General features: G+C 64.9%; 17 protein-coding genes. 9 read left to right on the forward strand and 8 right to left on the reverse strand.

Going from position 1 to position 19,665, the window contains the following annotated elements:
- Positions 1-31: 31 nt before the first annotated feature.
- On the reverse strand, positions 32-919 hold the full coding sequence (locus tag AC0IYS_RS10210) for a YihY/virulence factor BrkB family protein (RefSeq protein WP_471705032.1): 888 nt from the start codon (positions 917-919) through the stop codon (positions 32-34).
- A gap of 50 nt (positions 920-969) precedes the next feature.
- Positions 970-2,010: an OmpA family protein gene (locus AC0IYS_RS10215; RefSeq protein ID WP_471705033.1), complete on the reverse strand. Its 1,041-nt coding sequence runs from the start codon at positions 2,008-2,010 to the stop codon at positions 970-972.
- Between the two features lie 454 nt (positions 2,011-2,464).
- Here AC0IYS_RS10215 and AC0IYS_RS10220 point away from each other — a divergent pair, with 454 nt between their 5' ends.
- The 3 genes from AC0IYS_RS10220 to AC0IYS_RS10230 all read left to right on the forward strand — a co-directional run bounded on the left by AC0IYS_RS10220 (position 2,465) and on the right by AC0IYS_RS10230 (position 4,714).
- Positions 2,465-3,049, forward strand: coding sequence for a winged helix-turn-helix domain-containing protein (locus AC0IYS_RS10220; protein ID WP_315218941.1), 585 nt, complete (start codon positions 2,465-2,467; stop codon positions 3,047-3,049).
- A 130-nt stretch (positions 3,050-3,179) separates the two neighbouring features.
- Positions 3,180-4,058 carry a M90 family metallopeptidase gene (locus AC0IYS_RS10225; RefSeq protein WP_471705034.1) on the forward strand — a complete coding sequence of 293 codons (879 nt, stop codon included), beginning with the start codon at positions 3,180-3,182 and terminating at the stop codon, positions 4,056-4,058.
- Between the two features lie 101 nt (positions 4,059-4,159).
- Positions 4,160-4,714, forward strand: coding sequence for a hypothetical protein (locus AC0IYS_RS10230; protein WP_471708964.1), 555 nt, complete (start codon positions 4,160-4,162; stop codon positions 4,712-4,714).
- A gap of 85 nt (positions 4,715-4,799) precedes the next feature.
- Here AC0IYS_RS10230 and AC0IYS_RS10235 read toward each other — a convergent pair whose 3' ends face one another.
- The 6 genes from AC0IYS_RS10235 to AC0IYS_RS10260 all read right to left on the reverse strand — a co-directional run bounded on the left by AC0IYS_RS10235 (position 4,800) and on the right by AC0IYS_RS10260 (position 9,978).
- Positions 4,800-5,174 carry a TraR/DksA family transcriptional regulator gene (locus AC0IYS_RS10235; RefSeq protein WP_471705035.1) on the reverse strand — a complete coding sequence of 125 codons (375 nt, stop codon included), beginning with the start codon at positions 5,172-5,174 and terminating at the stop codon, positions 4,800-4,802.
- A gap of 60 nt (positions 5,175-5,234) precedes the next feature.
- A complete protein-coding gene (locus AC0IYS_RS10240) occupies positions 5,235-5,660 on the reverse strand; it encodes a hypothetical protein (protein ID WP_471705036.1) in 426 nt (141 codons plus the stop codon).
- A gap of 28 nt (positions 5,661-5,688) precedes the next feature.
- Positions 5,689-6,456 carry a hypothetical protein gene (locus tag AC0IYS_RS10245; RefSeq protein WP_471705037.1) on the reverse strand — a complete coding sequence of 256 codons (768 nt, stop codon included), beginning with the start codon at positions 6,454-6,456 and terminating at the stop codon, positions 5,689-5,691.
- A gap of 67 nt (positions 6,457-6,523) precedes the next feature.
- Positions 6,524-7,303, reverse strand: a complete 780-nt coding sequence (gene otnI / locus AC0IYS_RS10250; protein ID WP_471705038.1) for a 2-oxo-tetronate isomerase — start codon at positions 7,301-7,303, stop codon at positions 6,524-6,526.
- A 254-nt stretch (positions 7,304-7,557) separates the two neighbouring features.
- On the reverse strand, positions 7,558-8,973 hold the full coding sequence (locus tag AC0IYS_RS10255) for a DEAD/DEAH box helicase (RefSeq protein WP_471705039.1): 1,416 nt from the start codon (positions 8,971-8,973) through the stop codon (positions 7,558-7,560).
- Between the two features lie 222 nt (positions 8,974-9,195).
- Positions 9,196-9,978 carry an inositol monophosphatase family protein gene (locus AC0IYS_RS10260; RefSeq protein ID WP_090320397.1) on the reverse strand — a complete coding sequence of 261 codons (783 nt, stop codon included), beginning with the start codon at positions 9,976-9,978 and terminating at the stop codon, positions 9,196-9,198.
- Positions 9,979-10,179: 201 nt separating this feature from the next.
- Here AC0IYS_RS10260 and AC0IYS_RS10265 point away from each other — a divergent pair, with 201 nt between their 5' ends.
- The 6 genes from AC0IYS_RS10265 (at position 10,180) to AC0IYS_RS10290 (ending at position 19,558) form a co-directional block, all read left to right on the forward strand.
- Positions 10,180-10,989, forward strand: coding sequence for an RNA methyltransferase (locus AC0IYS_RS10265; RefSeq protein ID WP_471705040.1), 810 nt, complete (start codon positions 10,180-10,182; stop codon positions 10,987-10,989).
- Between the two features lie 29 nt (positions 10,990-11,018).
- On the forward strand, positions 11,019-11,543 hold the full coding sequence (locus AC0IYS_RS10270) for a hypothetical protein (RefSeq protein WP_471705041.1): 525 nt from the start codon (positions 11,019-11,021) through the stop codon (positions 11,541-11,543).
- A 5-nt stretch (positions 11,544-11,548) separates the two neighbouring features.
- Complete coding sequence (locus tag AC0IYS_RS10275; protein ID WP_471708839.1) at positions 11,549-13,216, forward strand: GMC family oxidoreductase N-terminal domain-containing protein; 1,668 nt, start codon at positions 11,549-11,551, stop codon at positions 13,214-13,216.
- A gap of 150 nt (positions 13,217-13,366) precedes the next feature.
- Positions 13,367-14,305 (forward strand): esterase/lipase family protein, encoded by a 939-nt coding sequence (locus tag AC0IYS_RS10280; RefSeq protein ID WP_471705042.1) that lies wholly within the window; start codon positions 13,367-13,369, stop codon positions 14,303-14,305.
- Between the two features lie 95 nt (positions 14,306-14,400).
- Positions 14,401-15,921 (forward strand): PAS domain-containing sensor histidine kinase, encoded by a 1,521-nt coding sequence (locus AC0IYS_RS10285; protein ID WP_471705043.1) that lies wholly within the window; start codon positions 14,401-14,403, stop codon positions 15,919-15,921.
- Positions 15,896-19,558, forward strand: coding sequence for an EAL domain-containing protein (locus AC0IYS_RS10290; RefSeq protein WP_471705044.1), 3,663 nt, complete (start codon positions 15,896-15,898; stop codon positions 19,556-19,558). Before AC0IYS_RS10285 ends, AC0IYS_RS10290 begins: the two co-directional genes overlap by 26 nt.
- Positions 19,559-19,665: the final 107 nt, after the last annotated feature.

The following is a 19,665-nucleotide window of genomic DNA, read 5'->3' on the forward strand; positions in this document are numbered from 1 at the left end:
TTTTGTCACGGGAATGATGAGTCGTCGGTGTTCAGGGGTTCTGCTTGGTGACGGTGGTGGTTTGGGGCGGTGGCCGGTGGCGCAAACTACCCAGCTGCAACGCATATTGACGCGCGAACTCGGCGCCCAGGAAGAAGATTTGCGCCGAGTAATATACCCACAGCAGCAGCGCGATCACCGAGCCGGCGGCGCCATAGCTGCTGGCAATGCCGCTGTTGCCGATGTAGGCGCCGATCGCATACTTCCCCAACGAGAACAAGGCCGCCGTGCCCAGCGCGCCGATGGTGACGTCGTGCCACGACAGCTTCACCCTCGGCAGCATCTTGAAGATCACGCCGAACAGCGCGGCGATCACGGCAAAGCTGATCGCGTAGTTGATGCCGGTCAGCAGATCGCCGGCGTCGATCCAGACGCTGTGCACGTATTTTTCCAGTACCGTCAACACCGCGCTGACCACCAGCGACACCATCAACAGGAACGCCAGCACCAGCACCATGCCGAACGACAGCAGCCGGGTGCGGACGACGTCCCACACCGTGCCCGTTTTGAGCGGCGGCACCTGCCAGATCGCGTCCAGGCTCGCCTTGAGTTCGGCGAACACGGTGGTGGCGCCGAACAGCAGCAGGGCGCCGGCGATCAAGGTGGCCAAACGGCCTTCCTCCTTGCTGCGGGCGCCGGCCAGCACCAGCTGGATCGCCTCGGCGCCCTGGTTGCCGACCAGGCCGCGCAATTGCGCGAACAGCTCGCCCTGGGCCGCCTGCGGACCGTAGAACCAGCCGGCGATCGCCAGCACCAGCACCAGGATGGGCGCCAGCGAAAACAGGGTGTAGAAGGCCAGCGCCGCGCCCATGCTGCCGCCGCGGTGGTCGAGCCATTCGTAGACGGTGCATTTCAGCACCGAGACTATATTTTTGTTCATATAAAAAAAAAGCCCCGCAACTTTCGTCGCGGGGCTCCCCAATTAATTAATTAATTGACGCGGCGTTCGATCGTGATCTGTTCGACCTCGACGCGACGGTTAGGTTCCAGGCACTTGATCAGGTCAGCACGCTTCTTGTTGTCGCAGGTGACAACAGGATTGGCTTCGCCCTTGCCTTCGGCGACCAGGCGGTTGGCGGCGACGCCTTTACCGACCAGGTAGCCCTTGACGGTGTTGGCGCGCTGCTCGGACAGCTTCTGGTTGTACTTGTCGCTGCCCAGACGGTCGGCGTAGCCGGTGATGACGACGTTGTCGACGGTCGGGTTGGCGTTCAGCACGGTGGCGATCTCGTCCAGCTTAGGCTGGTTCGGGTTCAGCTTGGCGCTGTCGAAGCTGAACAGCTCGGTCGACGACATCGTCACTTTTTCAAAGCGCGCTGGCGGTGGCGGCGGTGGCGCGACCGGTGCTGGCGGCGGTGGCGGCTGCACGGCTTCCGGCGCAGGCGGCGGTGCCGGTGGGGCAGGGCGCGGTGGCGCGGCGAAGGCGAAGTTCAGGCCGACGGTCACGTAGACGTTGTCCGCTTTGCTAGGCGGGAAGGCATCGCCGCGCAGGAAGCCGTGCTGGTTGCGGATGTCCGCCTGGAAGCTGGTGCGCTCGTTCAGGTCGGCCTGGAAACCCAGACCGGCGCTGACGTACGGCGAGTTCTTGGCGATTTCGCCGAAGGTGTTCAGGTTCGACTTGTCGCGCTCGACGCCGGCGCCGACCAGGATGAATGGACGGAACGATTTACGGGAGAACATATACAGGGCGTCCGCACCCAGGCTCTGCTGCTGATAGCGCTCGCCGTTTTCCTTCGAGCGGGCGTAGGTGCCGCCCAGCTGCACATCCCAGTTCTGGTTCAGGGCTTTACCGAACTTCAGGCCGCCACCGTAACCCTTTTTGTCAACGCCGAAAGCGTCGTTGTCCGGCTTCATGCCGTTGATGCTCGGCTGGATGTACCACGATGGGTTGATGACCGCGTCTTGAGCGACAGCGGAGAACGACGCGCAGAGGGCTGCGACGGCGAGGACGATTTTCTTAGTTTTATTCAAAGTATGCTCCCGATTGATAAATATGGTCATTTGTTGCTTCATCAGCAGCAGTGCAGTGTTTTACCGCTGTTGGACCGAAGAATAGGTAACTTTCATGATGTGGTCGGTTCGCTACCGCACAAAAGCTTGTGCTGTATCAAATCGTACACAAAAGTTGAAACTTTTGCTTGATTGAGCGGGTCCGAAGACTATTGGGCCGGAATTCAGGTTGGTAAATACGCCACATACGCCCTTGAACAGGGTTCACAGATCAATAAGTCTGCGGTTCTGCCACTAATGTTCGTTGCCGCACAGACTGGTGCGCCACGACAAGGCATTCTTGAGTCAGATGCAGAGACTGTGGCGTTTCACACCGTAGGCCACCCCCTCTCGCTGCCACTAATCTCGGCAAATTGTTATAAGGAGTGTTCAAATGCATGCAGTTAGACAACCTCAACATCTGGTTCAGAACGAGATGAAAGCTTCGCCGGAAATGCAGGCGACCACCAAGCTGATGCTGGTGGAACGTCCGGCCCCGGCTCCTCTGGACCGCAAACCGGCGCTGTCGATGGCGTCGATCGAGCGTGTGCGTTCGACCTCTGCGACCCTGCGTCGCATTGAAAATATGCAAAAATTGATCGGCGAGCTGTCCATGCACGAGATGCTGGCCGACGAAATCGCCTGGTTCCTCAAGTTCTCGCCGTCCGGCGCCCGCAAATACATCCGCGACCTGCGCGAAGCCGGCGTCATCGAGCTGGCGCGCTATGTCGAAGGCACCGCCACCTATCTGGGCAAGGCCGTCTACCAGCTGACTCCCGACCCGGAGCGCGTCGCCGCCTTCCTGGCCGCGATCGTCCAGCCGAAGCGCGAAGGCGCGCCGCCGCGCAAGGAACGTCCGGGCATCCGTGAGCAAGCCATGGCCGGCAGCGGCCGCCACTTCCACATCCTGGCCGACGACACCCACTACGCGATCCGCGTCAACCGTGGTCCGGTGATGCGCGATCCATTGGTCGCCGCGCTGTTCGGTTCGGCGCCTTCGGAGCAAAAAGCCGCCGACTAAGCCGCCGGCCGCGCTGCGCCAGCGCACAAGAGTATCATCGACAGCCGGGCATGCCCGGCTGTTTGCATATTGAAAAGCAGACAAGCCGCCCCACTTAGCCAGCAATGGACATTACACGGACGCGCGGCACATGGAAGCTTTGATCTGGATCGGCCTGACGGCGCTGGCGATAGCGCTGCCTTTTTATGTGCCCCGCTGGCGCCTGCAACGGGTGCTGGCCAGGCCGTTGCCGGCCGAGGCGCAAACCGTTTTACACCGCAACATCCCCGTCTACCGCCGTATGGCCCCGGAATTGCAGCAACAGCTGCAACGGCTGGTCGTGCAGTTTTTACATCAGAAAAAATTCATCGGCTGCGAAGGCGTGGAAGTGACCGACGAGATGGCCGTCATCATTGCCGGCCAGGCGTGCCTGTTGCTGCTCAACCGTCCGACCAAGGTGTATCCGGCGCTGCACACCATCCTGGTGTATCCGAGCGAGTTCGTGGCGCGCCGCGCCGACGTCGGCCCGGGCGGCGTCGTCACGCCGGGCCACCAGAGCATGCTCGGAGAATCGTGGGACGACGGCCGCGTCGTCCTGTCGTGGGACAACGTGCGGCGCGGCGCCGACGACTGGACTGACGGCCACAACATCGTGCTGCACGAGTTCGCGCACCAGCTCGACAGCGAGTCCGGCCGCGCCAACGGCGCCCCGTATCTGGGCAGCCCGGACAGCTACAATGAGTGGGCCGAGGTCTTGTCGCGCAACTTCCAGAACCTGCGGCACAGTGCGATGTACCGCCAGCACAGCGTGATGGACCACTACGGCGCCACCAATCCGGCCGAATTCTTCGCCGTGGCCACCGAAACCTTCTTTGAAAAGCCATACCAGATGGCCGAGCACCACGGCGAGCTGTTCGCAGAGTTCCTCAAGTACTACCGCGTCGATCCGCGCGAGTGGCTGCCGCCACCGCCACCGCCCGAACCGCCGGCCGAGCCGTCCTACGGCTGGACGCCCACCTGGTCGCATTGACCGCGATAACACACCGCGACAGTGCGTGAGCGCACGGAAACGCGGCCCTGACGGGCGCATATTGCGCTGACCGGGCTACGGCCGAAACCAGGGAGAACACCATGAGCAATATTATTGCGGGGCATTTCCAGTTACAGGATGAAATCGCGGATGCGCGTATCGCCTTGCTGCGCGCGGGCTTCGCAGCCGAGCGCATCAGCGCGTTCTACGTCAATCCGCAGGGACAGCACGATACGTACGAGCTCGGCGGTGACCACGACAAGTCGCCCGGCGCCAAGGAGACCGACGACGGCGTGGTGCAGGGCGGCGCCACCGGTGCGGTCGCCGGTGCCGTGGCCGGGTCCGCCGCGATTCCGGTGGCCGGCCCATTGGGTCCGGTGGTCGGCGCGCTGGTCGGCGCCCACGTCGGTTCGCTGTTCAGTTTTTCGAAGATGAAGGATGCCGGCGAACCGGAGGAGGGCAGTTCAGAGAACCAGGTTGCGCCGCGCAAGTCGGGCATGATGATCGCCGTCGAGGTGGTCGACAGCGGCCAGGAGCAGAAGGCGCTCGAGGTGTTGCGCGGTCTCGGCGCAGAGGATGTTGAACGCGCCGAAGGCACCATCAGCGCCGGCGATTGGCGCGACTTCGACCCCACTTCAAGGCCGGTGCCAGCGTAATTCGGCATTGTTGCGAATGCGAGACTGAGTCAGCGCAACCGCGATTTCCGCCGGAGTCGTTGCTCCAATCGAGCGCTCGGCGGCGTCAACGCCGGCGCTGCTCCGTCCTCGTCTGGCAACCGATGCACAGGCGCGCCTCCGGCCGCGCGTCGAGCCGCGAGAAGCCGATTTCCTCGCCACAGTTCTCGCATAGCCCATAGCTTTGGTCGTCAAACTTGGCCAGCGCCTGCCTGACCGTGGACAACTGTTTGGTGGTGTGGGCGGCCGTCTCGTGGACCAGGGCGTTGAGGGTGCGCTGGCTGGCGTTGTCGGCCGGCGAGGCTTCGGCCTCGTGCGGCAGCGGCAGGCGCACGTCGGTGGTGCGGTCCAGATCGTCCGCGAGTTGGCTGAGCAGCGCCTTGCGCGCGCGCTCCAGCCGCGCCTGCAAGGTCTGCCATTGGTGTTCTTCCAGTCCGTTCATCCCGCGCGCTCCTTACGTCGTTTGACCGGAGATCGCGCGGTTTGTTCGGCCCAACTGGCGTCAACCCGCAGGCTTGTCCATCGCCTCCAGATGATGCTTGATGGTCTCGAACGGCTTGGCCAGTTTGTCCGGCTTGCCGGTAGCAATGGCCGCCGCCAGCGACAGCAGCTCGCCGGTCAGCGCGATCAAATCCTTGGTGTGCTGGATTTTGCGGATTTTCTCCTGCGCGCGGGCGGTCACGTCGAGCAACTGCTGTTGGGCGCCGGCCAATCCGCTGGCGGCCAGCACCGCCGCCTCCAGGTACAGGCCGTTGGCGTGCTGGCGCAGCGCCACTTCGTTTTCGAACAGCGCCTGCGCGGTGGCCTGCGCGATGCCCGGCGGTTTCTGGCGGAGTTCGCGCATCAGGCGCGTGTGAAGGGCGTCGGCGCTGGCGGACAGGCTGTCGGCCAGCGCTTCGATCTCCAGTTGGATGGGATTGGTAGTCATCGCTGCTCCTGTATTGGCTGATATTGGCTTAGTTGGACGGGATCTGGTCGAGCAGCGCGCGGTGGCTCTGTTCGATCGCCGCCAGGTTTTTCTGCGCCAGGGTCTGGCGCTGGCCGATCAGGCGGTACTCGGCTTGTTTGCTCTGCTGCGCGCTTTTGGCCAGCGCCGTCAGCAAGCGGTCGCGGGCCGGGTCGAGGAAGGGAATCTCCGACTCCAGCATGCCGATGACGATACGCTCCTCGTTCTCGCTGGACTTGTCGTACAGCCTCAGCAGCGTGGTCATGGCCTCGAGCAGATCCTTTACCGGTTGCGCGGCGTCGCGCATGACCTGGTTGACGGCGCGCTCCTGCGCCGGCGCCGTGATGGCGCGCGCGATCAGCGTCGTCAGCCGGGCGAAGGCGTTGACGTGTTTCTCCTCGATGCCGGAGTCGGGCCAGGCGTTGATGCCGCCGCTAATCGTCTTGATCTGGTCGCGCAGTTCGTACTGCTCGTCGCCGGCCAGCACGCCGAGCGTCTGCATGTACGCCTGCACGCCGTATTGCAGCTTGACGAAATCGTCGCACGCCTGCCGGCGCTTCGCGTCGAGCTCGGCCTCGCGGGCGTCGGCTGCCGCCGTCAGGAACGGCTGCTCGCGCTGGTAGGTCATGCGGTAGCGCTCGGTTAGTTCGTGATAGGCGTTGAGCTTGGGCGCCTGGGCGGCGAAGGCGCGCACCTCGGCCATGCGCGGCGTGCTGCTGGCGCAACCGCCGAGCAGGGCCAGCAATCCGAGTAGCAGGAAAAGACGCGGCAGTTTCATGGGTGCTCCTTTGGGGTTGGGACTATTGTTGCGCTGGGTGTTTACGGTTGCTTTGCGAATGCGCAGCTTACGACGTCAGGCTGCGGCGCCAGTCCAGGCCCGCGATGGTGTCGCCGGCGGGGAGATATTCGCAGCCGAGCCAGCCCGTGTAGCCGAGCTCGTCGATCAGGGCGAACAGGTGGCGATAGTTGATCTCGCCGGTGCCCGGCTCGTGGCGGCCCGGGGTGTCGGCGATCTGCATGTGCTTGATCATCGGCAGGTTGGCGCGGATGGTGTTGCTCAACTCGCCCTCCATGCGTTGCATGTGATAAATGTCGTACTGCAGGAACAGGTTGGGGCGGCCCGCCTCGGCGATGATATCGAGCGCCTGCGCGCTGCGGTTGAGGAAATAGCCGGGCATGTCGAAGTGGTTGATCGGCTCGATCAGCAGGTCGATGCCATGCGGCAGCGCCAAGTCGGCGGCGTGGCGCAGGTTGTCGACATAGGCGGCGCGCGCCGCCTCCGGCGCCAGGCCGGCCGGCACCTTGCCCGCCATGCAGTGCAGCCGGCTCACGCCCAGCGCCAGCGCGTAGTCCAGCGCCGGCCGCACGCCGGCGCGGAACTCCTCCACGCGCAGCGGATTGCAGGCCATGCCGCGGTCGCCCGCGTCCCAATCGCCGCAGGGCAGGTTGAACAGCATCAGCTGTAAGTCATGGCGGCGCAAGCGCTCGGCGATCTGCCCGGCATCATAGGCATACGGAAAGAGAAATTCGACGCCATCGAAGCCGGCCTCGCGCGCCAAGGCAAAGCGGTCGAGGAATGGCACTTCGGTAAAAAGCATCGACAGGTTGGCGGCGAAGCGGGGCATCAACGTTCCGATAATCGTTAGCAATCCGATATCGTAAACGATATTCGCCCGACCACATAAAAAAGCTTTCACTCCGGGGTCAGGTCCACCATTTCTACACGAGCTCCGCTGTTGAAGCCTCCCACTCACGAGGCCGTGTAGAAATGGTGGACCTGACCCTGGATTGGCGTGCCCAGGATTGGCGACCCTCGGTCCGGGCGAAAAAAATGCCGTTCAGCTTGCATTGAACGGCATTTCATCAGAGCTGGGTCGGCTTAGCGGCCGCGACCGCCCGAGCGGTGCGGGGACGCCGGACGCGGGGCGCTGGTGGCCGTGCGCGGGCCGCCGCCGTTGCCGCCGGCAGAAGCGCCAGGAGCGCGCGGCTTGCTGCCACCGCCGCCACCGCCGCCGGTCTTGGCGCCACCGCCACCACCGCCTGGCTTGCCACGGCCCTGGCCGCCGCCACCGCCGCCGCTACGCCCGCCACCTGGACGATGGCCGGCGCTGCGCAGCTGCACAGGTTGGGCGCGCGCGTTCAGGTCCGGCTCGAAGCCCGGGATTACTTCGCGCGGCAGCGTTTGCTTGATGAGCTTTTCGATGTCCTTCAACATGTCGTGCTCGTCCACGCAGACCAGCGATACCGCTTCGCCGGTGGCGCCGGCGCGGCCGGTGCGGCCGATGCGGTGCACATAGTCTTCCGGAATGTTCGGCAGGTCGTAGTTGACCACGTGCGGCAGCTGGTCGATGTCGATGCCGCGCGCGGCGATGTCGGTGGCGACCAGCACTTGCAACTTGTTGTCCTTGAACTCGGACAGCGCCTTGGTGCGCGCCGACTGGCTCTTGTTGCCGTGGATCGCCATCGCGCCGATGCCGTCCGCGCCCAGCTGTTCGACCAGCTTGTTGGCGCCGTGCTTGGTGCGGGTGAACACCAGCACCTGCGACCAGTCGTTAGCCTTGATCAGGTGCGCCAGCATCGGGTGCTTCTTGTCGCGGTCGACCGGGTGGATCTTTTGCGCGATCACTTCCACGGTCGAGTTGCGGCGCGCCACTTCGATCGTCGCCGGCTTGTTCAGCAGGCCGTCGGCCAGCGCCTTGATCTCGTCCGAGAAGGTGGCCGAGAACAGCAGGTTCTGGCGCTTGGCCGGCAGCGCGGCCAGCACTTTCTTGATGTCGCGGATGAAGCCCATGTCGAGCATACGGTCGGCTTCGTCCAGGATCAGGATCTCGACCTTCGACAGGTTGACGGTGCGCTGTTCCATGTGGTCGAGCAGGCGGCCCGGCGTGGCGACCAGGATGTCGACGCCATGCTTGAGCTGCTTGATCTGCGGATTGATGCCGACGCCGCCGAAGATCACGGTCGAGTTCAGCTTGGTGTACTTGCCGTAGGTGCGCACGCTTTCCTCGACCTGGGCCGCCAGTTCGCGGGTCGGGGTCAGGATCAGCGCGCGGATCGGACGCGTGGTGGTGTTGCTCGTCTGCGCCGCGCCGGCGGCGTCGGTCGACAGGCGTTGCAGCAGCGGCAAGGTGAAACCGGCGGTCTTACCGGTGCCGGTTTGCGCGCCCGCCAGCAAATCGCCGCCGTTCAGGACTGCGGGGATCGCCTGCAGTTGGATCGGGGTCGGCGTGGTGTAACCGGTTTCGGTGACAGCACGGACAATAGCGTCGGACAAACCGAGGGAAGAGAATGACATGGTAACTTTATATGAAGATCGGCCTGTCGCCGCGGAGGGCGCCAGTCGCAGGCAATCGGATTTTTGGATTGCGGCGCAAAGGACTGGTCAGATGCCGCAGCTATTAGTATAACAGCTAAGTCCGCTTGATGTTTCAATTGGGAAATGAAAAAGGGAGCATACGCTCCCTTTTTTGTAACAGATTGTCTATTGACGCGCCGCTATGGGGCGCAGCGCGGTCGATTAAGCGAACGGCGTCAGCAGGCCGACCATCTGGCCGAAGATTTTCGGGCTGGCGGCGATGATGTCGCCCTTGTACAGGTAGTCCGACTCGCCGTTGAATTCGCCGACGATGCCGCCCGACTCGGTCACCATCAGCGAACCGGCGGCGATGTCCCAAGGCTTCAGGCCTTTTTCATAGAAACCGTCGAGGCGGCCGGCGGCCACGTAGGCCAGGTCCAGCGCGGCGCTGCCCGGACGGCGCACGCCGTGCGAGCGTTCGGCCATGATGCCGTACATTTTCAGGTATTCGTCGAGCGCCTTGGCGTTGCCGGCCTGGTAGCCGGTCGAAAGCAGGGCGTTGGCAATGCGGTCGAGCTTGGTGACGCGGATGCGCTTGTCGTTCAGGTAGGCGCCGGCGCCCTTGGTGGCGGTGAACAGGTCGTTGCGCACCGGGTCGTAGATGACGCCCTGGGTGATCACGCCGCGCTGCGACAGCGCGATCGAGATGCAGTACTGCGGGAAGCCGTGCATGAAGTTGGTGGTGCCATCGAGCGGGTCGATGATCCAGGTGTATTCAGTCTCGTCGTTGGCGTTCTTCGATGGACCCGATTCCTCGGCCAGGAAGGCGTGGTCGGGATAGGCTTTGGACAGTACCTCGATGATCGCCTGTTCGGCGGCCTGGTCGACATCGGTGACGAAATCCTTGTGGTTTTTCTCGGTCACGATGACGCGGTCGAGGTCGAACGAGGCGCGGTTGATGACGGCGGCGGCGCGGCGGGCGGCTTTGATCGCCGTGTTGAGCATTGGGTGCATGTTAAGCTTTTCCGTTAAAAGAACGCTAACGCCCACCGGCGGACAGGGGCCGCGGCGGCGCGTTAGAGAACAAGAGTGAATTAAAGAGCGGAGCGGCGCCGACAGGGTAAAATCCGGGTTTGCGGGCTGGCTGTTGGCCTGGCCGCAAGGTTGAAGTTATTGTATCGATACCGCGCAATAGCGCTATTTTAAATGAACCTGCCCGAAATCAACACGAATCTTTTCACGCGACTGCGATTTATTCTGGTCGAAACCAGCCGGGCCGGCAATATCGGGGCAGTCGCGCGGGCCATGAAAACCATGGGATACAACGATCTGGTGCTGGTCACGCCCCGGTTCGAGAACGCCGCGCAGGACCCGGAGGCGGTCGCCTTCGCCAGCGGCGCGCAGGACATCCTGGCCAACGCGCGGACTGTCGGCAGCATGGCCGAGGCGCTCGACGGCATCAACTTCGCCGCCGCCGTCTCGGCGCGGCTGCGCGAATTTTCGCCGCCGGTGCTGACGCCGCGCCAGCTCTCCACGCAACTGGTGGCGCAGCCGGAGCTGCACGCGGCGCTCATCTTCGGCAACGAGCGCTTCGGCCTGCCGAACGAGCTGGTCGAGAAATGCAATGTGCTGATCAACATCCCGGCCAATCCGGAGTATTCGTCGCTGAACCTCTCACAGGCGGCGCAGGTGCTGGCCTACGAATGCCGGATGGCGGTGCTCGACGGCGCTGGCGTGACGCACACGCCGCGCCAGCCGGCCGGCGACGCCAGCGACGTCGGCGATGTGGGCTTCCACGGCGAGGCGGCCAGCCTGGCGCAGATCGAGGGCATGTACCAGCATCTGGAGCAGGCGCTGGTGGGGATCGGGTTTCTGGACGCGGACAACCCGCGCAAGCTGATGCCCAGGCTCAAGCGCTTGTTCTCGCGCGCGCAACTGGAGAAGGAAGAAGTGAATATTTTGCGCGGCATCGCCCGCCACATGACCGGCAAGCAGAAGGCGGGCAAGGGCGGCTAGAACGACAATAATATGAACGGGTGGGGACCATGGATTCAAACCGCAGATCTTTTCTCAAGGTCGGCGTGGCCGGGGCGGTCGCACTCGCCGCCGGCGGCGCCGTCTACCGCCTGGCCTACGCGCCGATGCGAGGCCATCGCTTCGCGCTCGACGGCCCCGCGACGATACTGCTCACTGCCGTGATCCCCTCCATGCTCGGCCCCGTGCTGCCGACCGAACCGGCCGCCCGTGCCGCCGTCATTCACCAAACCGTCGACCACGTCGGCACCGCCATCGCCGGGCTCGCACCGGCCTCGCAAAAACAACTGCAAGACCTGTTCGGCCTGCTGTCGCTGGCGCCGGTGCGGCGCATGCTGGCCGGCGTCTCCGGCGGCTGGGAGCACGCCTCGCCGGACGCGGTGGACGCTTTCCTGCAAAGCTGGCGGCACCACCGTCTGCAAACCCTGCAAACCGCCTACCTCGCGCTGCACGACCTGATCATCGGCGCCTGGTACGCGCAGCCGGCCAACTGGTCCGCGATCGGCTATCCCGGCCCGATCAAGGAACTGGCATGAGCAAGATGAGCAATACCAACATCCCCATCGCTGTGCAGAAAGGACCGATCCCCGATCCGATCCACGCCGGCCTGGCCGCCGGCTGGCGCGTGACCGACTGCGCGCGGCTCAACGAAGACCTGGTCATGGAGGCGGACGTGGTGATCGTCGGCAGCGGCGCCGGCGGCGGCGTCACGGCCGAGATCCTGGCGCGCGCCGGCCTGCGCGTGCTGATCGTCGAGGAGGGCGCTCTGAAGTCGTCGACCGACTTCAAGATGCGCGAGGCCGACGCCTATCCGGCGCTGTACCAGGAATCGGCGGCGCGCAAGACGCGCGACAAGGGCATCAACATCCTGCAGGGCCGCACCGTCGGCGGCAGCACCACGGTCAACTGGACCAGCAGCTTCCGCACGCCGGCCGGCACGCTGGCGTACTGGAACAAACACTACGGCCTTGCCGACTACACGCCCGATTCGATGGCGCCGTGGTTCGCGATGATGGAGCGCCGCCTCAACATCGCCGAATGGGCGCCGCCGCCGAACGAAAACAACGATGTGCTGCGGCGCGGCGCCGGCAAGCTGAACATAGCAACCGGCATCATCCACCGCAATGTCAACGGCTGCTGGAACCTCGGCTATTGCGGCATGGGCTGCCCGACCAATGCCAAGCAGTCGATGCTGGTCACAACGATCCCGGCGGCGCTGACGCTGGGTGCGACCCTGCTCACGCGCGCCCGCGCCGAGCGCTTGCTGATCAAGGGCGACCAGGTGGCGCAGCTCGATTGCGTCGCGCTGGACGCCGCCGGCCTGGCGCCGGCGGGTCGCCGCATCACCTTGCGCGCCAGGCACTTCGTGCTGTCCGGCGGCGCCATCAACACGCCGGCGCTGCTGCTGCGTTCCGTCGCGCCCGATCCGCACGGCTTGCTGGGCAAGCGCACCTTCCTGCATCCGACGCTGGTCTCGGCCGCCGTTTTCGCGCAGCGCGTGGACGCGTATGCGGGCGCGCCGCAGTCGGTCTATTCCGACCACTTCCTGCACACGCAAGCCATCGACGGCCCGGTCGGCTACAAGCTCGAGGCGCCGCCGCTGCATCCGGTGCTGATGTCGACCACGATGGCCGGTTTTGGGGCGCAGCACGCGCGCCTGATGGCGCAGTTTCCGCATGCGCAGGCGCTGCTGGCGCTGCTGCGCGACGGCTTCCACGCGGACGCGCCGGGCGGCAGCGTGGCCGTGTCCAATGATGGCGCGCCGGTGCTCGATTATCCGATCGGCGACTACCTGTGGGACGGCGCCCGGCGCGCCTTGCTGAGCATGGCGGAGATCCAGTTCGCGGCCGGCGCCAGGACGGTGATGCCGGTGCACGAGGCTGCCGGCGAATACACCAGCTGGCAGCAGGCGAAGGCTGCGATCGCTGCACTGCCTTTCAAGCTGCTGGCCACGCGCGTGGTGTCGGCGCATGTGATGGGCGGCTGCGCGATGTCGGCCGACGAGCGGCTGGGCGTGACCGATGCCGGCGGCCGCTATCGCGGCCTGCGCAATGTGTCGGTGCACGACGGCTCGCTGTTCCCGACCTCGATCGGCGCCAATCCGCAGCTGTCGGTGTATGGCGTGACGGCCAGGCTGGCCACTACGCTCGCGTTGGAAATGACGCGGAAAATGACGGGGAAATACGTAGGGCGGATCAGCGCAGCGTAATCCGCCAGGGTCCGTCGGCGGCTCATGGTGGATTACGCGCTGCGCGCTAATCCCCCCTACGAAATCGGTTGTTGTGCCGACAGGTTTTAGATATCGTTCAGTTCGCTTGAGACGCTATCTCCGTTCGTATCGCAAGAGTATGATGAGTCCATGATTAAACGTTTCCTCATCGTCCTCTTGGCGGTCCAGATTGGCGCGATGCTGGCGCTGTCCTTGTCGCTGTATCGCTGGTGGCATCCAGCGTGGCGCGCGGCGGTCGGCGCACCCGTCGCGGCGCTCGTTTGCGTGACCATCGCGGCGGCCATCGTGCTGCTGGTGCGCCTGCTCATCAACGCCAACAACTTCCGCATGAGCCGGCGCGCGCGCAGCGCCACGCCGCCCGGCCACGCGCTCAATCCCCACACCGCGATCAAGCTGCTCGCGCATGAATTTTTATCATCGATGTTGACATCGTCTTACTACATGCTGCGGCCCGTCGGCCTGCGCCTGCAACCGACCGCGCGCGGCTTGCCGGTGCTGCTGATCCACGGCTACGCCGGCAACAGCGGCTATTGGCTTCCGATGAGCAAGCTGCTAACGCAAGCACGCATCAGCCATTACGGCATCGACCTGGAGCCGCCCGGCGCGTCGATCGACGACTTCGTGCCGCAGGTGCGCGCGGCCGTCGAGCGCCTGTGCGCGGAGACTGGCAGCGAGCAAGTCATCGTGCTCGCGCACAGCATGGGCGGGCTGGTGGCGCGCGCGTACCTGCGCCGCCATGGCCACGAACATATCGCCCGCGTGATCACGCTCGGCACGCCGCACCACGGCACCGCGCTGGCCGGCTTCGGTCCTGGTAGTAACGCCATGCAGATGCGGCGAAACAGCACCTGGCTGGCGTCGCTGGCGGCCACTGAGGCTGATTTGCAACGCAAATTATTTTCATCCATTTACTCGGTCCACGACAACATCGTCGCGCCCCAGGATTCCAGCGATTTGCCCGGGGCGCGCAATCTCGTGTTTGGTGCAATTGGCCATGTTGCGCTGGGCCGGCATCCGGAAATCATGCGTTGCGCGCTGGCGGAAATCAAAACCGCAACACCTGTGTGATTTTGTGTGATGTTTTGCGCGATTTGTTGCTGTATGGTTACTCGTATGAAGTACAGTAAACAGCTGGAAAGACTGGTGGAACGACAGGTGGAACGATGGCGATAGACTTCGGCACCCTTATCCTCGACGAAACACCCGACGCGGTGATCATCACGCGGCTCGATGGCGAGGTGGTGTACTGGACCAACGGCGCGCGCATGGTGTTCGGTTACAGCAGTGACGAGGCGACGGGCCGCAAGCTGGCCGAGCTGATCGAGGTGCCCGGATTGGACGATGGCGGCGCGGTGGTGCGGCAAACGCTGGGCGCCGGCGCGGCCAGCTACGAGTCGGTGCGCCGCGCCAAGGACGGCGCGCTGGTGTACATCGACAGCACCAGCAAGCTGCTGCGCGACGCCGCCGGTGCGCCGGAATATATTTTGTGGAGCAAGAAGGACGTCACCACGCTCAAAGTGCTGCGCGACGCCAAGCTGGTCGAGGCGCGCTTCCATGGCATCCTGGAATCGATGCCGGACGCGATCATCGTCGCCAACGCCAGCGGGCGCATCGTGCTGGCCACGCGCCAGGCCGAGGCGATGTTCAAGTACCAGCACGGCGCCTTGCGCGGCGTGGTGCTCGAGATGCTGATGCCGGCGCGCTTGCGCCACGCGCACATCGCGCACCGCCACGACTACGGCGCGCGGCCGGCGCTGCGGCCGATGGGCAGCGGGCGCGATCTGTACGGCTTGCGCAGCGACGGCGTCGAGTTCCCCGTCGAGATCAGCCTGAGCCCGATCGAGACGGAGGAGGGCACCTTGATCATGAGCGCGATCCGCGACGTCGGCGAGCGCAAGCGGATCGAGCTGGCGCTGCAGGAGAAGAATGTCGAACTGGCAAAGGCGGTCGCGGCCAAGGACCGCTTCCTCGGCGGCATGTCGCACGAGCTGCGCACGCCGTTGAACGCGATTATCGGCTTTACCGGTACTATGTTGATGAAGTTGCCTGGGCCGATTAATTCGGAACAGACCAAGCAATTGCGCATGGTGCAAAGCAGTGCGCGCCACCTGCTGTCGTTGATCAACGACCTGCTCGATTTGACCAGGATCGAGTCCGGCAAAGTGGCGCTCGATCTGGTGCCGCTGCCGTGCCGGCCGGTGATCGACGAGGTGCTGGCGCTGCTGCAGCCGCAGGCGCGCACTAAGGGCTTGGCGCTGGCGCTGGTGGATTCCGAACGGGAAGTGACGGTCGAGACGGACCGCCGCGCCCTGCAGCAGATTTTGATGAACCTGGTCGACAACGCGATCAAGTTCACCGACAGCGGCACCGTGCGGGTGCGGCTGGGGACGGCGGAGGTGGACGGGCGGGCCCGCGCCACCATCAGTATCAGCGATAGCGATTGCGGTGTCGACGCCGGTCAGGGCGGGCGGCGCCAGGCGCTATCGCAGTTGCAAGCCAGTTCGATGCGTCAGTTCGAGGGCACGGGGCTGGGGCTGCATTTGAGCCAGAAGTTGGCGACCCTGTTGCATGGGGAAATTTTGTTTGACAGCGAGTATGGCGTCGGCAGTATTTTTACACTGACGCTGCCGCTGCAGTCATCACAGGGGGAGTCACAAGGTGTCGGCACGTATACTGATTATTGAAGACAATGCCACCAACATGGAGTTGATGGTTTACCTGTTGCGGGCGTTCGGCTACACGCCGCTGTCGGCGGTCGATGGCGAGGCGGGCGTGGCGGCCGCGCTGCGCGAGCTGCCGGACCTGATCATCTGCGACGTCCATCTGCCCAAGCTCGACGGCTACGGCGTGGTTGCCGCGCTCAAGGGCGACGCGACGGTGCGCCATATCCCGACCCTGGCCGTGACGGCCCTGGCGATGGTCGGCGACCGCGAACGCCTGCTCGAGGCCGGCTTCGACGGCTACATCGGCAAGCCGATCGAACCGGACACGTTTGTCACGCAAATCGAGTCTTTTTTGGACGGGGAGATGTCGACCCCGTCTAAAAACGACATCGCCACGATCCTGATCGTGGACGACCACGTACTCAACCGCGAGTTCCTGATGACCTTGCTGGGCTACGGCGGCCACCGCCTGCTGGAGGCCTCCAACGGGGCCGAGGGCCTGAAAATGGTGCTGGCCGAGCGGCCCGACCTGGTCATCTCCGACATCCTCATGCCCAATATGGACGGCTACGAGTTCGTCACCCGCATGCACGGCAATCCGGAGACGGCCGACGTGCCGGTGATCTTCTACACCGCCACCTACCGCGAGCGCGAGGCGATGGCCGTGGCGCAGTCGTGCGGCGTGCGCTGGGTGCTGCCCAAGCCGTCCGATCCGGACGTGATCCTGCGCACCGTGCACGAGGCGCTGGGGCTGGCCATGGTCGGCGACGGCGACGACGATGGCATCGGCGACCTGCCGGCCTTCGCGCCCGAGCCGCCGCAGGAGGGGCGCTTCCACAACATCGACGACAAGGTGGCCGAGTACCTGGGCGAGCTCGAATCGAGCAGCCAGCTGATCACGCAGTTCGCCCACGGCTCGAACGAGGCGGCCGACGGCGCGCCCGAGCACCTGTCGCTGATGACGCAGCGGCTGTCGAGTTCGCTGTCCAGCCTGCAGGCGGTGAGCCTGCGGCTGACCGCGCTCATCGAGCTGGGCATCGAGCTGGGCACCGAGCGCGATCCGCGCGCGCTGGTCGAAATCGGCTGCCGCGTGGCGCAGAACATTTGCGTCTCCAAATACGCCTGCATCGGCGTGCTGGAGGCCGGCGCGAGCGAGCTCAGTTACTACGCCAGCTGCGGCGCCGGCGTGCCGATCCGCCAGATCGCGCAATCGCCGCGCGCCGGCGTGCTGCGCGGCCTGCTCGACCAGCGCCTGCCGTGCCGCATCAACGACCTCGACGGCGACCCGGCCAACATCGGCCTGCCGGCCGGCCATCCGCCGGTGCACTCCTTCCTGGGCGTGCCGATCGCCTCGCGCGACCGCACCCACGGCTGGCTCTACCTGGTCGACAAGCTCGGCGCCGACGGCTTCTCCGAGGTCGACGAGCGCGTCGCCGCCACGGTGGCCGCGCAGATCTCGGTGGCCTACGAAAACCTGCTGCTGTACGACGAGATCAAGCGCCACCACGCGCAACTGACCCTGGACATGAACGCCCGCATCCGCCTCGACGAGGACCTGCGCCGCTTCCGGCTGGCCATGGACGCCACCGCCGACGCCATCTTCCTGGTCGACCGCGCCGGCATGTGCTTCGTCGACGTCAACGCCACCGCCTGCCGCATGCTCGGCTACGAGCGCGAGGACTTCCTCAAGATCGGCCCGGGCATGGCCGCCGAGGGCGACATGCGCAAGCTCGAGGAACTGTACGAAAAACTGCTGTCGGGCGATCAGAGCGGCGCCATGACCGAGCTGCTGCTGCAATGCCGCGACGGCAAGCCGCTGGCGGTCGAGGTGCAGCGGCGCACCCTGCGTTCCGGCCCGAGCTGGATCCTGGTGGCGGTGGCGCGCGACATCACCGAGCGCAAGGAGGCCGAGCAGCGCCTGCTCAAGCTGGCCCACTTCGACACCCTGACCGGCCTGCCCAACCGCAGCCAGTTCTACGACTCGCTGACGCACTCGCTGCGCCAGGCGACCGACCACAAATGGTCGCTGGCGGTGCTGTTCCTCGACGTCGACCGTTTTAAAAACGTCAACGACACCCTGGGCCACACCATCGGCGACGAGCTGCTGCGCCAGTTCTCCAGCCGGCTGGTCGACTGCCTGCGCGTGCGCGACACCATCGGCCGCTTCGGCGGCGACGAGTTCGCCGCCATCCTGATGCTGCCCGAGGGCGCGCAAAACGCCATCGCCGTGGTCGACAAGATCCGCGAGTCGATGCGCCGGCCGTTCGATCTCAAGGGCCACGAAGTCACCGTCACGGCCAGCATCGGCATCGCCGTGTTCCCCGACGACGGCACCGATCCGGACGTGCTGATCCAGTACGCCGACACCGCCATGTACCGCGCCAAAGAAGCCGGGCGCGACGCCTTCCGCTTCTTCACCGCCGAGATGAACGCGCAATCCTTGGCGCGCCTGGACCTGGAGAACGCGCTGCGGCGCGCCATCGACAACGAGGAGTTCGTGCTGCACTTCCAGCCCAAGGTCCATATCGGCAACGGCCGCATCAGCGGCGCCGAGGTGCTGATCCGCTGGAAGCGGCCCGGCCACGGCATGGTGTCGCCGGCGCTGTTCATCCCGATCCTCGAAGAGACCGGCCTGATCGTGCGGGTCGGCTCGTGGGTGATCCACGAGGCCTGCCGCAAGATCGCCGAATGGCGCCGCACCCACGGCTGGGCCGTGCACCTGTCGGTGAACGTCTCCGGCATCCAGTTCTTCGTCGGTGGGCTCGAGGAGGAGGTACTCAAGGCCATCAAGGAGCACGACATCGCCCCCGAGCTGCTGGAGCTGGAGCTGACCGAAAGCTCCCTGATGTCGAACGCCGAAGAGACCATCACCGTGCTGCAGAACCTCAAGGCGCTGGGCATCCAGATCTCGATCGACGACTTCGGCACCGGCTACTCGTCGCTGGCGTACCTGAAGCGCTTCCCGATCGACAAACTGAAGATCGACATCGCCTTCGTGCGCGAGGTCACCAGCAACCCGGACGACGCCGCCATCGTGCTGGCCATCATCAACATGGCGCACAGCCTCAAGCTCGAGGTCATCGCCGAGGGGGTGGAGAAGGACGCCCAGCTGTCCTACCTGCGCCGCCACGGCTGCGACGAGATGCAGGGCTACTTCTTCAGCCGTCCGCTGCCGGAGGAGGATTTCGAGGCCATGATGCGCGAAGGGCGCCAGCTGCAGACGCCGGTCGACGAGACGGTGTTCGACCAGCAAACCCTGCTCATCGTCGACGACGACGCCTTCATGCTCGACGTGCTGACCGACTTCCTGTCGCAGGACGGCTACCGCATCCTGACGGCGCAGACGGCCGCCGAGGGCTTCGATATCTTGGCCAAGCACCGGGTGCAGGTGATCCTGTGCGACCAGTGCATGCCCTTGATGAGCGGCACCGAGTTCATGGAGCGGGTCAAGAACCTGTGCCCTGACACCTTCCGCATCATGCTGTCGGCCTACGCCGACCTGACGCCGATCATGGCCGCCATCAACCACGGCGCCATCGATCGCTTCTACACCAAGCCGTGGAAGGGCGCGGTGCTGCGCGAGAACATTCGCGAAGGCTTCCGCCTGCACGCCCGCGCGCACGGCCCGCTGCGCATCGCCGACGCGGTCAAGGCCTGAGATGGGGGCGGCGCGCGGCCGGCCAGGAAATGAGGCGTTGGAAAAAGTTTAATTTCCCCGCCTTTTTCTGCCACAATGCCAAATCATCAACCGTTGTCGCAGAAAAA

Source organism: Duganella sp. AC237, assembly GCF_979254035.1.

Excerpts from the sequence above, each read along its gene's own strand:
- AC0IYS_RS10280 (WP_471705042.1), top strand. The coding sequence starts at position 13,367 with ATGATTAAACGTTTCCTCATCGTCCTCTTGGCGGTCCAGATTGGCGCG.
- AC0IYS_RS10285 (WP_471705043.1), top strand. The coding sequence starts at position 14,401 with ATGGCGATAGACTTCGGCACCCTTATCCTCGACGAAACACCCGACGCG.
- AC0IYS_RS10230 (WP_471708964.1), top strand. The coding sequence starts at position 4,160 with ATGAGCAATATTATTGCGGGGCATTTCCAGTTACAGGATGAAATCGCG.
- AC0IYS_RS10260 (WP_090320397.1), bottom strand. The coding sequence starts at position 9,978 with ATGCTCAACACGGCGATCAAAGCCGCCCGCCGCGCCGCCGCCGTCATC.
- AC0IYS_RS10240 (WP_471705036.1), bottom strand. The coding sequence starts at position 5,660 with ATGACTACCAATCCCATCCAACTGGAGATCGAAGCGCTGGCCGACAGC.
- otnI (WP_471705038.1), bottom strand. The coding sequence starts at position 7,303 with ATGCCCCGCTTCGCCGCCAACCTGTCGATGCTTTTTACCGAAGTGCCA.
- AC0IYS_RS10265 (WP_471705040.1), top strand. The coding sequence starts at position 10,180 with ATGAACCTGCCCGAAATCAACACGAATCTTTTCACGCGACTGCGATTT.
- AC0IYS_RS10220 (WP_315218941.1), top strand. The coding sequence starts at position 2,465 with ATGAAAGCTTCGCCGGAAATGCAGGCGACCACCAAGCTGATGCTGGTG.
- AC0IYS_RS10270 (WP_471705041.1), top strand. The coding sequence starts at position 11,019 with ATGGATTCAAACCGCAGATCTTTTCTCAAGGTCGGCGTGGCCGGGGCG.
- AC0IYS_RS10255 (WP_471705039.1), bottom strand. The coding sequence starts at position 8,973 with ATGTCATTCTCTTCCCTCGGTTTGTCCGACGCTATTGTCCGTGCTGTC.
- AC0IYS_RS10225 (WP_471705034.1), top strand. The coding sequence starts at position 3,180 with ATGGAAGCTTTGATCTGGATCGGCCTGACGGCGCTGGCGATAGCGCTG.
- AC0IYS_RS10245 (WP_471705037.1), bottom strand. The coding sequence starts at position 6,456 with ATGAAACTGCCGCGTCTTTTCCTGCTACTCGGATTGCTGGCCCTGCTC.
- AC0IYS_RS10235 (WP_471705035.1), bottom strand. The coding sequence starts at position 5,174 with ATGAACGGACTGGAAGAACACCAATGGCAGACCTTGCAGGCGCGGCTG.
- AC0IYS_RS10210 (WP_471705032.1), bottom strand. The coding sequence starts at position 919 with ATGAACAAAAATATAGTCTCGGTGCTGAAATGCACCGTCTACGAATGG.
- AC0IYS_RS10275 (WP_471708839.1), top strand. The coding sequence starts at position 11,549 with ATGAGCAATACCAACATCCCCATCGCTGTGCAGAAAGGACCGATCCCC.